At 66.1% G+C, this 12,286-nt stretch carries 13 protein-coding genes; 5 read left to right on the plus strand and 8 right to left on the minus strand.

The genetic code is table 11. The annotated features are described in order from the left end of the window. Positions 1-21: 21 nt before the first annotated feature. Entirely contained in the window at positions 22-1,188 is a 1,167-nt protein-coding gene (locus tag LGN17_RS01665) for a branched-chain amino acid ABC transporter substrate-binding protein (protein ID WP_226194896.1), read from the minus strand. A 181-nt stretch (positions 1,189-1,369) separates the two neighbouring features. On the opposite strand from LGN17_RS01665, the gene LGN17_RS01670 reads away from it, so the two are divergent. The 5 genes from LGN17_RS01670 to ahpF all read left to right on the plus strand — a co-directional run bounded on the left by LGN17_RS01670 (position 1,370) and on the right by ahpF (position 5,638). Next, a complete protein-coding gene (locus LGN17_RS01670; protein ID WP_226194897.1) occupies positions 1,370-2,266 on the plus strand; it encodes a LysR substrate-binding domain-containing protein in 897 nt (298 codons plus the stop codon). A gap of 117 nt (positions 2,267-2,383) precedes the next feature. Further along, the gene (locus tag LGN17_RS01675; protein ID WP_175950590.1) at positions 2,384-2,602 is read left to right on the plus strand and encodes a ribbon-helix-helix protein, CopG family; all 219 of its coding nucleotides are present in this window, start codon (positions 2,384-2,386) and stop codon (positions 2,600-2,602) included. Continuing rightward, entirely contained in the window at positions 2,596-2,961 is a 366-nt protein-coding gene (locus LGN17_RS01680; protein ID WP_226194898.1) for a type II toxin-antitoxin system VapC family toxin, read from the plus strand. Before LGN17_RS01675 ends, LGN17_RS01680 begins: the two co-directional genes overlap by 7 nt. Before the next feature lie 386 nt (positions 2,962-3,347). Beyond that, the gene (gene ahpC / locus LGN17_RS01685) at positions 3,348-3,911 is read left to right on the plus strand and encodes an alkyl hydroperoxide reductase subunit C (protein WP_006488685.1); all 564 of its coding nucleotides are present in this window, start codon (positions 3,348-3,350) and stop codon (positions 3,909-3,911) included. Positions 3,912-4,039: 128 nt separating this feature from the next. Continuing rightward, positions 4,040-5,638: an alkyl hydroperoxide reductase subunit F gene (gene ahpF / locus LGN17_RS01690; protein WP_226194899.1), complete on the plus strand. Its 1,599-nt coding sequence runs from the start codon at positions 4,040-4,042 to the stop codon at positions 5,636-5,638. A 95-nt stretch (positions 5,639-5,733) separates the two neighbouring features. Here the strand turns inward: ahpF and LGN17_RS01695 are convergent, their stop codons facing one another. From LGN17_RS01695 to glnH, 7 genes are all read right to left on the minus strand, one after another. Next, on the minus strand, positions 5,734-6,450 hold the full coding sequence (locus tag LGN17_RS01695; protein WP_226194900.1) for an extensin: 717 nt from the start codon (positions 6,448-6,450) through the stop codon (positions 5,734-5,736). A 159-nt stretch (positions 6,451-6,609) separates the two neighbouring features. Beyond that, on the minus strand, positions 6,610-7,164 hold the full coding sequence (locus tag LGN17_RS01700) for a carboxymuconolactone decarboxylase family protein (protein WP_226194901.1): 555 nt from the start codon (positions 7,162-7,164) through the stop codon (positions 6,610-6,612). Positions 7,165-7,196: 32 nt separating this feature from the next. Beyond that, on the minus strand, positions 7,197-8,531 hold the full coding sequence (locus tag LGN17_RS01705) for an aspartate aminotransferase family protein (protein WP_226194902.1): 1,335 nt from the start codon (positions 8,529-8,531) through the stop codon (positions 7,197-7,199). A gap of 15 nt (positions 8,532-8,546) precedes the next feature. Then, entirely contained in the window at positions 8,547-9,596 is a 1,050-nt protein-coding gene (locus tag LGN17_RS01710; protein ID WP_226194903.1) for a C45 family autoproteolytic acyltransferase/hydolase, read from the minus strand. A 20-nt stretch (positions 9,597-9,616) separates the two neighbouring features. Further along, the gene (glnQ, locus tag LGN17_RS01715) at positions 9,617-10,345 is read right to left on the minus strand and encodes a glutamine ABC transporter ATP-binding protein GlnQ (RefSeq protein ID WP_059237091.1); all 729 of its coding nucleotides are present in this window, start codon (positions 10,343-10,345) and stop codon (positions 9,617-9,619) included. Further along, entirely contained in the window at positions 10,342-10,998 is a 657-nt protein-coding gene (gene glnP, locus LGN17_RS01720; RefSeq protein ID WP_059607785.1) for a glutamine ABC transporter permease GlnP, read from the minus strand. The genes glnQ and glnP overlap by 4 nt, the downstream gene beginning before the upstream one ends. A 66-nt stretch (positions 10,999-11,064) precedes the next feature. Further along, positions 11,065-11,817 carry a glutamine ABC transporter substrate-binding protein GlnH gene (glnH, locus tag LGN17_RS01725; RefSeq protein ID WP_226194904.1) on the minus strand — a complete coding sequence of 251 codons (753 nt, stop codon included), beginning with the start codon at positions 11,815-11,817 and terminating at the stop codon, positions 11,065-11,067. Between the last annotated feature and the right edge of the window lie 469 nt (positions 11,818-12,286).

The following is a 12,286-nucleotide window of genomic DNA, read 5'->3' on the forward strand; positions in this document are numbered from 1 at the left end:
CGCTGTATCGCGCTATGTCGTTTACTTGGTCGCGGTGCGCGAACCGCCGAGCACGTCGACGACGGCCCACTTGCCGCCGCGCACCTGGTAGATCGTGAAGGCCGGGTCCTTCAGGTTGCCTTCGGCATCGAACGCGATCCGCCCCGTCACGCCGGGCCGGTCGATCGCACGCACTGCCGCGACCAGCTTCGCCGGTTGCGTCGTGCCGGCCTTCTGTGCGGCCGCGATCAACGTGGCGGCCGCGTCGTACGCGAACGGCGCATGCAGTTCGATCGGGGCGCGGAAGCGCGCCTGGTATTGCGTGTCGAACGCCTTGCCGCCCGGCATCCGGTCGAGCGGCAGGCCCGGTTCGAGCGCCGTCACGCCATCGCCGTCCTTGCCCGCGAGCGACAGGAAGGTCTGGCTCACGAAGCCGCCCGCGCCGAGCAGCGGTGCGTTCACGCCAAGCTGGCGCATCCGGCGCGCGATCGGCGCAGCCTGCGCATCGAGACCGCCGAAGAACACGAGATCCGCGCGCTTGCCCTTGATCGCGGTCAGCACCCCGCTGAAGTCGGTCGTCTTGTCGTTCACGTACTGGCGATCGACGATCGCGCCGCCGTTCGCCTGCACGCCCTTGATGAACTGGTCGGCCAGGCCCGAGCCGAACGACGTGCGATCGTCGATCACCGCGATGCGCTTCGCCTTCAGCGTCTTCACCGCGTACGCGCCGGTGAAATGGCCGCCCGCATCGTCGTGACCCATGATCCGGAAGGCCGTCGCATAGCCCTGCTGCGTGTATTGATGGCCGGTGGACGCCGGCGCGATCTGCGGGATGCCCGCATCGCGGTAGACACGCGACGCCGGCACGCTGCAGCCCGTGTTCCAGTGGCCGACGACGCCGATCACGTGCTTGTCGACGAGCTGCTGCGCGACCGCGACGGCCGTGCGCGGATCGGACTGGTCATCGGCCGCGACGAGCTTGTAGACCACCGGCTTGCCGCCGATGGTCGGATGCGTCGCGTTCGCGTCGTCGATCGCGAGTTGCGCGCCGTTCTGCAGATCCTTGCCGATCCGCGCGGACGGGCCGGTGAGCGGCGCGGCAAGACCGATCAGGATCGTCTGCGGCGCGGATTGCGCGAACGCGGGAACGGAGGTGACCAGGGCGGCCGCCGAGAAAGCGAGGCTGGCGTGGAGAAATGCGATTTTCATGTGCGGGGATGGATCGGGGAATCGGATCAAAACATGAAAAATATTAAATATTTAGCACCAAAACCCTAAATACCCAATTGTTGGATGCTTATGCCGTTCCCCACACATTAACCTATGTCACTGTAAATACTGGATATTTTTATGTTGTCGCTTACCCTGACTTTTCGATAAAATTCGACACATGAAAAATATCGAACAGTTACCCCACGATCCGCCGCTGCGCGCGGTGCGTGCGTTCGAAGCGTTTGCGCGTCTCGGGTCGGTCACCGCGGCGGCGGGCGAGCTCGACATCACGCCGTCGGCGGTCAGCCATCAGCTGCAGCTGCTCGAGGCGTTCATCCAGACTCCGCTGACGGTGCGCGAGGGCCGGCTGCTCGCGCTCACCGACGAAGGCCGCGACTACTACCGCTCGATCAGCGCCGCGTTCTCGGTGCTGCGCAGCGCGACGCGTTTCGTGCGCGACCGCTCGTCGCTGCGGCAGATCACCGTCAGCCTGATACCGCTGCTCGGCATCGGCTGGTTCATTCCGCGGCTGCACGCGTTCCTGGCCGACAACACGGACGTCGACGTGACCGTGCTGTACGCGCATCACCGCAACTACCGCAGCGACGCATCGGACCTGTCGATCCGCTTCGGCACCGGCGACTGGCCCGGCTACCGCTGCGAGCGGCTGCTGCCGGGCGCGATGGTGCCGATGTGCAGCCCGTCGTTCCTGAAGCGCCACGGGCCGTTTCGCACGCCGGCCGATCTCGCGCGCGCACCGCTCGTGCACGACGAGGATCGCAGCACGTGGGTCAACTGGCTGCAAGGCGCCGGCGTGCGGCACGTGTCGCACGCGGTGGGGCCGATGTTCGAGGACGGCCAGCTCACGCTGAGCGCCGCGCGCGCGGATCTCGGCGCGGCATTGCTGCGCCCGCCGCTGGTCGAACGCGAGCTGGCGAATGGCGAGCTCGTGAAGCTGTTCGATCACACGCTCGACGACGGGCGCGATTACTACCTGTGCACGCGCGGCGACGCGGACATGCCGGACGGGGCCAGGCGGCTGGCGGAATGGTTGAGGAAGATGGCGGGGATTTGAGCGGCTCGCCTCCCGCGTTGCCGGACAGCGGCTTACGCGAAGACGCCGCGTCCGCCCGAGTGTTGCATGCTCCTGATCGAATATATATGATATGCATATCATATATCGGAGGCTGTCATGAGCCGGATTCTGGTTGATCTGCCGGATGGCCAGCTCGACGAGCTGGCCGCCATCGTCGAGACTGAACATCGTCCCCGCGCCGCCATCATTCGCGACGCGATCAGTGCCTACATTGCCCTGCACAAGCGCCCGCTCGCCGACGACGTATTCGGTCTCTGGAAAGATCGCAAGGTCGACGGGCTCGCGTATCAGGAGGAAATGCGCTCGGAATGGTAAAAGCGCTCTTCGACACCAACATCCTGATCGACTATCTGGGCGGCGTGGAATCCGCCCGCGCGGAACTGGGCCGCTACGACTATCGTGCGATCAGCACGATCTCGTGGATGGAAGTCCTGGTCGGCGCGTCCGCACGCGACGAAGCCCCGATCCGCGCATGGCTCTCGTCATTCGAGGTCATTGCGCTCGACAGCACGGTGGCGAATCGCGCCGTGATCATTCGCAAGGAACACCGCATACGCCTGCCCGACGCGATCGTCTGGGCGTCGGCGCAAGTGAACGGGCTGCTGCTCGTGTCGCGCAACACGAAAGACTTTCCCGCCACGGAACCCGGCGTTCGCGTGCCCTATCAGGTCTGAGCCGATGTGCGCGGCGGCGATGCAAATGCGCCGGTGCGACGCATTTGCCCTAAACCGCTCCTGCAAGAAGGATCGCGTGTGCCTCGCCGGGAAATCGGCCCGCCCGCCGAACACGGCGTAACCGAATCGTGCGTCACGCCACTTCGCATCGGGATTGAAAAGGTATCGATCCTCGCGACCGTGCACCCTCTCCCCTCACGCTTGCCTCGAACGAGCGCCCGCGCACGCACTCTCTCGAGCGCCGTCCGCGCACCCCACGCAAACGAGGGCCGGAAGCAGATAGAAATTCCCGATGCCCCGGATTGAAACAAGCAATTTCACAAAGTCAGGGTGAACCCGGATACTGGCAACACTCCACTCACCACTGAAGCAAAGGAATTCTCCAGATGCCGATCATCAACACCCAAATCAAGCCGTTCAAGGCAACCGCTTACCACAATGGCGATTTCGTGCCCGTCTCGGAAGAGAACTTCAAGGGCAAGTGGTCCGTCGTCGTGTTCTACCCGGCCGACTTCACGTTCGTCTGCCCGACCGAGCTGGGCGACCTCGCCGACCGTTACGCGGAATTCCAGAAGCTGGGTGTCGAAATCTACGGCGTGTCGACCGACACGCACTTCACGCACAAGGCATGGCACGACACGTCGGACACGATCGGCAAGATCAAGTACCCGATGATCGGCGACCCGACGCTCACGCTGTCGCGCAACTTCGACGTGCTGATCGAGGAAGAAGGGATGGCGCTGCGCGGCACGTTCGTGATCAACCCGGAAGGCGAGATCAAGCTGTGCGAAATCCACGACAACGGCATCGGCCGCGACGCAGGCGAACTGCTGCGCAAGGTGCAGGCTGCGCAATACATCGCAGCGCACCCGGGTGAAGTCTGCCCGGCCAAGTGGACGCCGGGTGCGGAAACGCTGACCCCGTCGCTCGACCTGATCGGCAAGATCTGACGATCGCTCCGCGCGCCTCGCACGAGGCGCGCGGGACGCCCGATTCCGGGCCGCCGCGGCATGCGGCCCGCGCCCTCCTCCGGCACGACGTGCCCGACCAGAATCATCAATACGGAATCCGAAACGCCATGCTCGACGCCAATCTCAAGAATCAACTCAAAGCGTACCTCGAAAAGATCACGCGCCCGATCGAACTCGTCGCCTCGCTCGACGACAGCGCGAAATCGCAGGAACTGCTGGCGCTGCTGAACGAGATTGCGTCGCTGACGGATCGTGTGACCGTGACCGAACGCCGCGACGACGCCGAGCGCAAGCCGTCGTTCTCGATCGGCGAGCCCGGCAAGCCGGCCGGCATCCGCTTCGCCGGCATCCCGATGGGCCATGAATTCACGTCGCTCGTGCTCGCGCTGCTGCAGACGGGCGGCCACCCGATCAAGCTCGACGACGACGTGATCGAACAGATCCGTGCGCTCGACGGCGATTACGCGTTCGAGACGTACTTCTCGCTGTCGTGCCAGAACTGCCCGGAAGTCGTGCAGGCGCTGAACGTGATGTCGCTGATCAACCCGCGCATCCGTCACGTCGCGATCGACGGCGCACTGTTCCAGGATGAAGTCGAGTCGCGCCAGATCATGGCCGTGCCGACGATGTTCCTGAACGGCACATCGTTCGGCCAGGGCCGCAGCAGCGTGAAGGAAATCCTCGCGAAACTCGATACGGGCGCCAGCGCACGTGCCGCGAAGTCGCTCGAGAACAAGCCGGTGTTCGATACGCTGATCGTCGGCGGCGGCCCGGCAGGCGCGGCGGCGGCGATCTACTCGGCGCGCAAGGGCATTGCGACGGGCGTCGTCGCCGAGCGTTTCGGCGGCCAGGTGCTCGACACGATGGCCATCGAGAACTTCGTGTCGGTGCAGGAAACCGAAGGGCCGAAATTCGCGACCGCGCTCGAGCAGCACGTGAAGCAGTACGACGTCGACATCATGGACGTGCAGCGCGCCGACGCGCTGATTCCGGGCGACGTACACCAGATCCGCCTCGCGAACGGCGCGGTGCTGAAGGCGAAGACGATCGTCCTCGCAACCGGCGCGCGCTGGCGCGAAATCAACGTGCCGGGCGAGCGCGAATACCGCAATCGCGGCGTCGCGTACTGCCCGCACTGCGACGGCCCGCTGTTCAAGGGCAAGCGCGTCGCGGTGGTCGGCGGCGGCAACTCGGGTGTCGAGGCCGCGATCGACCTCGCCGGCATCGTGAAGGAAGTCACGCTGATCGAATACGGCGCGCAACTGCGCGCGGACGAAGTGCTGCAGCGCAAGCTGCGCAGCCTGCCGAACGTGACGATCGTCACGCAGGCGCAAACGATCGAGTTGACCGGCGACGGCAGCAAGCTGAACGGGCTCGTCTATAAGGATCTGCGCTCGGATGAAACGCAGCGCATCGATCTCGAAGGCGTGTTCGTGCAGATCGGCCTCGTGCCGAACACCGAATGGCTGAAAGGCACGGTCGAACTGTCGAAGCACGGCGAGATCGTCGTCGATGCGCGCGGCGCGACGTCGGTGCCCGGCGTGTTCGCGGCCGGCGACGTGACGACGGTGCCGTTCAAGCAGATCGTGATCGCCGTGGGCGAAGGCGCGAAGGCATCGCTCGGCGCGTTCGATCACCTGATCCGGCAGGACGTTGCACCGGTTGCCGCCGCGCAGCCGCAGGCCGAAGAAGCGGTCGCCGCGTAACGCGCGTCAGCCCGTCGGCGCAACAGTTTGTCTCTCTTGGCCCCGCATGCTTTGGTCGGCGTGCGGGGCCCTTTTTATTCCGGAAGCGATCGCGGTTACTGGGTGGCGGTCGGGCCGCTGTTCGCCGGCGCCGGTGACGGTGGCGGCTTGACGTTGCTCGACTCCCTGACCAGTTGCTCGGTCATCGCAGCGGCAACCGGATTCGCACCCGACGACGAACGGCCCTGCCGGTACGCACCGCTGCTCGACGGCATCGACGACATCGGCGGCGGCGGCAACGACGGATCGAGCTTCGCCGACTCCCTGACGAGGGCGGCCGTCTCCGGCGTTTCGGATTGCGTGGCGGAGGGTGCCGCGGCCGCGTGGCGTTCGAGGCCGTCACGCTTGCGCGGCGCGCGTTGCGTGACCTGCGCGGGTGCGGGCGGCGGGGTCGAATCCTGTGCATCGACGGTCACGACGTTGACCTTCGGCGGCGGCGCGCTCGGCTGCGCTTTCTCGCTGACGACGGGAACGGGAGCCGATGCGGCGCTGACACGCGCGGGTGCTGCCGGGACGGGTGCGGGTGGAGGCGGCGGAACGGCTGCCTGCTTCGATGCCGTATCGGCCTGGGCTGCCGGGGCTGGCGGCGCGATGGCGCCCTGCACCGCGTGATCGTTGTTCGCGGGTGCCGCGGCAACCGGCGCGGCCGAATCGCCGATGCCGGCCTCTTCGATCGCGCGGTGATCCGCACGCAGGAGCATCACGTAGGCAGTGCCGGCTGCGGCGACCAGGAGCCCACCGGCGATCATCAAGGTTTTGCGGGTACTCGTCATGCTTGCTCACCGCTCATATCGACGTGAACAAGCCATCATACGCGGCGATCGGCCGTCGATCCCGCGCGAATACATTTGGTTGCATTGTGCCGGAACAGGTCGGCGCGGCGTTCGTCAGACGTATCGCCACCCTGCTCCGGCACCTTCGACGCGCCGCCGTTACTCAGGAAACGGCAATTCAGTCTGCCCTTCCGCGCGCATGCCGAACGTGTTCAGCGTCATCGCGACGAGCGCGTAATAGCCGAGCAGCGCAACGAGATTCACGACGGTCTCGTGGCCGAAGCGCGCTTGCGCCCGGGCAAACGTCGCGTCGCTCACGCGCCGCGTGTCGTACAGTTCGGTCGCGAATGCATGGATCAGCGCATCGTCGTCCGACTCGAATGCGGGCGCGACGCCGCGCCGAATTGCGTCGGCCGTCGCGGCCGGCACGCCAGCGTCGAGCGCGATCGGATGGTGGATGTGCCATTCGGCCTGCGAGCGCCAGCGTGCGGCCGTCACGAGAATCGCGAGTTCCGACAGGCGCAGTGGCAGGCCCGTACGGTAGCGGCAGAACGCGCCGAGCTTCTGCGCATGCTGCGCCAGCTCGGGGCTGGCGATCCAGCCGAGAAACGGCCCGTTCAGGTTGCCGCGCGGACCACTGAGAATGTCGGCCAGCACGGCCTTCTGTTCGTCGGTGGCCGATGCGGGATCGAACGGAGGCAATCTGTTGGTCATGGCGATGTCCGGACAAGGTTCGATGAATGCGGTCACGCACCGGCCGCAGCAAGCGCCGCACCGATCGCGCCCGACAGCCGCTCGACGATCGTATCGATCTGCTGCGCGGTACAGATGAAAGGCGGCGCGACCAGGATGTGATCGCCGTGAACGCCGTCGATCGTCCCGCCCATCGGATACACCATCAACCCGCGCTGCATCGCTTCGCGCTTGACCGCCGCATGCAGCTTCAGCGCGGGATCGAACGTCGCCTTGCTGTCGCGATCGCGCACGAGCTCGACGCCGACGAACAGCCCGCGGCCGCGCACGTCGCCGATATGCGGATGCGCGCCGTAATGCTCGCGCAGCGACGCGCGCAACTGCTCGCCGCGTGCCTTCACGTTGTCGAGCAGCTTCTCTTCGGCGATCACGCGCTGTACTTCGAGCGCCGCCGCACATGCGGTCGCATGGCCGAGGTACGTGTGGCCATGCTGGAAGAAACCCGAGCCGTCGACGATCGTCCGGTAGATCCGGTCGCTGACGAGCGTCGCGCCGATCGGCTGGTAGCCCGCGCCGAGCCCTTTCGCGATCGTCAGCAGGTCGGGCGCGACGCCGTCTTCATCGCACGCATACAGGTAACCCGTGCGGCCCATCCCCGACATGATCTCGTCGAGGATCAGCAGCACGCCGTACTTGTCGCACACCGAGCGAATCTTCTTCAGGTACGTGCGCACCGGCGGCACCGCGCCGGCCGTTGCGCCCACCACCGTCTCCGCGACGAACGCCGCGACGTTGTCCGCGCCGAGCTCGACGATCTTCTGCTCGAGCTCGTCCGCCAGGCGCTGCGCATACGCGTCGTCGGTTTCGCCTGCCTGCTGGTCGCGGTACGCATAGCACGGGCTCACGTGGTGCGCCTCGATCAGCAGCGGCAGGAACGGCTCGCGCCGCCATGCGTTGCCGCCGATCGCGAGCGCGCCGAGCGTGTTGCCGTGATAGCTCTGGCGCCGCGCGATGAAATGGCGGCGCTGCGGCTCGCCCTTCTCGACGAAATACTGGCGCGCGAGCTTCAGCGCGGCCTCGACCGCCTCGGAGCCGCCCGACACGAAATACACGTGTTCGAGGCCGGCCGGCGCGGCGTCGACGAGCCGGTCGGCCAGCTCCTCCGCCACGTCGGTCGTGAAGAACGACGTATGCGCGTACGCCAGTTGCTGCGCCTGTCGCTTGATCGCGTCGATCACGCGCTGGTTGCTGTGGCCGAGACACGAAACGGCCGCGCCGCCGCAGGCGTCGATATAGCGTTTGCCGGTCGAGTCGATGATCTCGATGCCGTCGCCTGCGACGGCAACGGGCAAGGTGACGCGCGGAGCGCGATGGAAAACGGTCGTCATGCGTTGCCTCATGGATCAGGACGCGTCGTGCGCGCGTCCGGACGGCACGATGCGCGTCGCGAAACGCGGCGTGCCGTGTTGGTGAATGGTGAAATCGATCGATGCCGCACCGATCGCGAACACGGTCGTGGCCAGCGTGTTCTCGTCGTCGGGGTCGGCCGGATCGTCGCGGTAGATCGGCAACCCTTCCGGGGCGCGATCGCCTAGCACGCGCCGCAGCGCGGCTTCGTCGATCGCGTCGATGGCGGGCGTCAGCGCATCGACGCGGCGCTGGCGGTCGGCCGACGATTGCGTGACGATCTGCGCCTCCGCGTCGCAGCCGGGATGCACGAGATGGTTCGCATGCCCCGCGAGCCGCGCGACGTCGATCGCCGAACAGCGCGCGACGCTCGCCTCGATGCTCAGCAAGCGTTCATCGCCGGTCGCACCGATCGTGTGATGAAAGCCGCTTGCGCGCGCATGACCGCGCAGCACGTCGGCCGCCGCGTCGAGCGACGTCGCATCGAGCACCGCGCGCGCGAGGATCATGCGCGGCACGCCCGCTGCCGGCGTGCGGATCCGCAGGTTGTTGATCGCCTGCGCGATGCCCGCCCGGTTCGCCGCAAAGGTATGGCCCGGCAGCGAGCCGGGGTAGTAGAAGCTGATGAAGCCCGGCTTGCCCGCCGGCTGCACGTCGACGAGCAGGCAGCGCTCGCGCAGGAACGGATCGCCGTCCTCGTTGTGCGCGATCCAGCGCGTGCCGTCAGCGCCGCGCGCCGCGAGCGTCGTGCAGCCGTCCGGCGCGTTGTGGATCAGCTCGCCGCGGCAATTCCAGAGGAAGATGTCCTCGGCCGGCCAGCCGATGCCGGCCGCGATCCCGTCCAGTTCCGCGACGAGATCGGGGTACGCCGCCAGCGCGGCCTGCCGCAGCGCAGCGACGAACGGATGGCCGCGCCAGCGCCGCACGGCGTGCCACGCGCTGCTCTGCTGCATGTATGCATCGAACACGGGGCGGGCGAGCTCGCCGAGGCGCACGCCGATGTCGAACGGCGCGCCGGCGATGACGGGAGAAAGGGAAAGCGGCATGTCGGATGTTTCGATATCGTTCAGGACACGTGTTTCAGGAATTCCTTCAGGCGCGGGGTCGGCGGCCGGTCGATCAGGTCGACCGGATGGCCGTCCTCGGCAATCCCGCCCTGATCCATGAACAGCAGGCGCGTGCCGACCCGTTTCGCAAAGCCGATCTCGTGCGTGACGACGATCATCGTCATCCCTTCGGTAGCCAGATCCTGCATCACTTTCAGCACTTCGTGGCGCAATTCCGGATCGAGCGCCGAGGTCGGCTCGTCGAACAGCATCAGCCGCGGCCGGATCGCGAGCGCGCGCGCAATCGCGACACGCTGCTGCTGGCCGCCCGACAGCTCAGACGGATAATGATTCGCGCGCGATTCGAGGCCGACCTTGTCGAGCAGCGCCATCGCCTGGTCGCGCGCGTCGGCACGCGATGCGCCGCGTACCTGGATCGGCCCGAACATCACGTTCTCGAGCGCGGTCATCTGCGGAAACAGGTTGAACTGCTGGAACACCATGCCGGCCTCGAGCCGGATGTTGCGGATCGTCGTCGCGTTGCCGCGCACGCTCTGGCCGTCGACGAGCAACTCGCCGCCGGTGATTTTCTCGAGCGCGTTGATACAACGCAGCATCGTCGACTTGCCCGAGCCGGACGGCCCGATCACGACGACCACCTCGCCCGCGTCGATCTTCAGGTCGATGTGCTTCAGCACCGGCACGTGGCCGAAGCTCTTCGACACGTTCTGGAATTCGATCATGCTCATAGGATGCGCATCCTCTTCTCGACGAGCCGCAGCGTCAACGTCATGGCGCCGGTCAGCAACAGGTAGATGACCGCCACGGCGGTCCAGATCTCAACCGCCTGGAAATTGCCCGCGATGATTTCCTGCCCCTTGCGCGTCAGTTCGCCGACGCCGATCACGATGAACAGCGACGTGTCCTTCAGGCTTACGATGCACTGGTTGCCGAGCGGCGGGATCAGGCGCCGGAACGCCAGCGGCCCGACCACCTTCAGCAGCACGCGCGGCATCGACAAGCCCATCGCGAGCCCCGCTTCCGTCAGCCCCTTCGGGATAGACAGCAGCGCGCCGCGCACCACTTCCGCGAGATACGCGCCGGAATTCACCGTGATCGCGATGATCGCGGCCGTCAGGCCGTCGATGCGGATATGCGCGAGCAACGGCAGCGCGAAATACAGGAACATCACCTGCACGACGATCGGCGTGCCGCGGATCAATTCGATATAAACCTGTGCGAGCACGTTCATCGCCTTCGGTCCGTATGCGCGGAACATGCCCGCGATCATCCCGACGACGAAGCCGCCCACCAGCCCGAAAAATGCGATGAACACCGTCAACCGGACCCCGTCCATCAGGTCCGGCAACGCCGCCCAGATCGCCGACCAATCGAAATTCACTTGTCGCTCCCCGTTCGATTCAAGACCGGCGCGGCCGCACGGCCGCGCGCTGTTGCGGCGTCACGCTCACATCTTCGGCGGCTCGGCGCCGAACCACTTCTTGTAGATCTGCGCATAGCGGCCGTCGGCCCGGATCTTCATGAGCGACGCGTTGACCTTCGGCACGAGCGGGCTGCCCTTCGGGAAGCCGATCCCGTACTTGTCGCCGCTGACCGGCTGGCCCGCGACCTTCACCTTGCCCTTGCCTTCGTTGTTCACGAAGAACAGCACGTTCGGCGTGTCGTGCATCGCCGCGTCGACGCGGCCGGCTTCGAGCGCGAGGTACGCCTGGTCGATGTTCGGGAACTGGCGGATCTCCTTCGGCTTCAGGTGCGCCTTGATCCAGTCGATCGTCGCCGTGCCGGTTTTCGCGGCGATCACCTTGCCGTTCAGGTCGTCGATCGACTTGATCGTCGTGTTGCCGGTCTGGACCATCGCCGCGAGACCGCTGTCGTAGTACGGCGCGGAGAAGTCGATCGCCTTCTTGCGCTCTTCCTTGATCGTCATCCCCGACAGCGCGACGTCGATGTTCTGCGTTTGCAGCGCCGGGATCAGGCCCGCGAAATCCATCGGCTGGATCGTGTATTTCCAGCCCTGGTCCTTCGCGATCTCCGCCCACAGGTCGAGATCGAAGCCGACGTACTTGTCGCCCTGCTTGAACTCGAACGGCATGAACGACGTGTCGGTGCCGACGACGAGCGTCCTGGTATCCGCGTGCGCGAGGCTTGCGCCGAGCGCGGCAACGACCGCGACGGCTTTCAGGAAGGAACGGCGACTCATGGTTTCTCTCCGCATGATTGAGCGATGTGACCGGCCGGACGGCCGGCGGGACGACGACATCAAGCCGCACCGCAACATGCGATGCCGAATTAGACATTAGTGCAACATGTGTTGTCAACGGCGATACTACGACAACAAAAAAGTCCGCAACGGATAAATGCATCGAGACAAACCCGCGACGTGCGAGGCGGATAAATCGGAGGAAAGGGAATGCGGGCCGGGGGCGAAGCGGCCGGGCTAGGCCGGGCCGGGCCGGATCGTGCCGCGCGGGTCGATGGCGACGTCTGACGAGCGGTTGGCGGTGACTGGCGCGGACCGGCAGGTTTGCCGCGCCGGGCGTCACGCGCGAGAGGAGGATGGCGGCGCAACCGCGCGGCGCGGATCGCCACCGCCAGCGCGCTTGTCGGTCCGCTTGTCGGTCCGCTTGTCAGCCCGTCTGCCAGCCCGTCTGTCAGCGCGGATCGTCAGC

The organism is Burkholderia sp. AU30280, from assembly GCF_020420125.1.
Lineage (GTDB): Bacteria > Pseudomonadota > Gammaproteobacteria > Burkholderiales > Burkholderiaceae > Burkholderia.

What these genes read in the sequence shown, in the direction of transcription:
- LGN17_RS01665 (WP_226194896.1), bottom strand. Translation starts at nt 1,188, where the DNA reads ATGAAAATCGCATTTCTCCACGCCAGCCTCGCTTTCTCGGCGGCCGCC.
- LGN17_RS01670 (WP_226194897.1), top strand. Translation starts at nt 1,370, where the DNA reads ATGAAAAATATCGAACAGTTACCCCACGATCCGCCGCTGCGCGCGGTG.
- LGN17_RS01675 (WP_175950590.1), top strand. Translation starts at nt 2,384, where the DNA reads ATGAGCCGGATTCTGGTTGATCTGCCGGATGGCCAGCTCGACGAGCTG.
- LGN17_RS01680 (WP_226194898.1), top strand. Translation starts at nt 2,596, where the DNA reads ATGGTAAAAGCGCTCTTCGACACCAACATCCTGATCGACTATCTGGGC.
- ahpC (WP_006488685.1), top strand. Translation starts at nt 3,348, where the DNA reads ATGCCGATCATCAACACCCAAATCAAGCCGTTCAAGGCAACCGCTTAC.
- ahpF (WP_226194899.1), top strand. Translation starts at nt 4,040, where the DNA reads ATGCTCGACGCCAATCTCAAGAATCAACTCAAAGCGTACCTCGAAAAG.
- LGN17_RS01695 (WP_226194900.1), bottom strand. Translation starts at nt 6,450, where the DNA reads ATGACGAGTACCCGCAAAACCTTGATGATCGCCGGTGGGCTCCTGGTC.
- LGN17_RS01700 (WP_226194901.1), bottom strand. Translation starts at nt 7,164, where the DNA reads ATGACCAACAGATTGCCTCCGTTCGATCCCGCATCGGCCACCGACGAA.
- LGN17_RS01705 (WP_226194902.1), bottom strand. Translation starts at nt 8,531, where the DNA reads ATGACGACCGTTTTCCATCGCGCTCCGCGCGTCACCTTGCCCGTTGCC.
- LGN17_RS01710 (WP_226194903.1), bottom strand. Translation starts at nt 9,596, where the DNA reads ATGCCGCTTTCCCTTTCTCCCGTCATCGCCGGCGCGCCGTTCGACATC.
- glnQ (WP_059237091.1), bottom strand. Translation starts at nt 10,345, where the DNA reads ATGAGCATGATCGAATTCCAGAACGTGTCGAAGAGCTTCGGCCACGTG.
- glnH (WP_226194904.1), bottom strand. Translation starts at nt 11,817, where the DNA reads ATGAGTCGCCGTTCCTTCCTGAAAGCCGTCGCGGTCGTTGCCGCGCTC.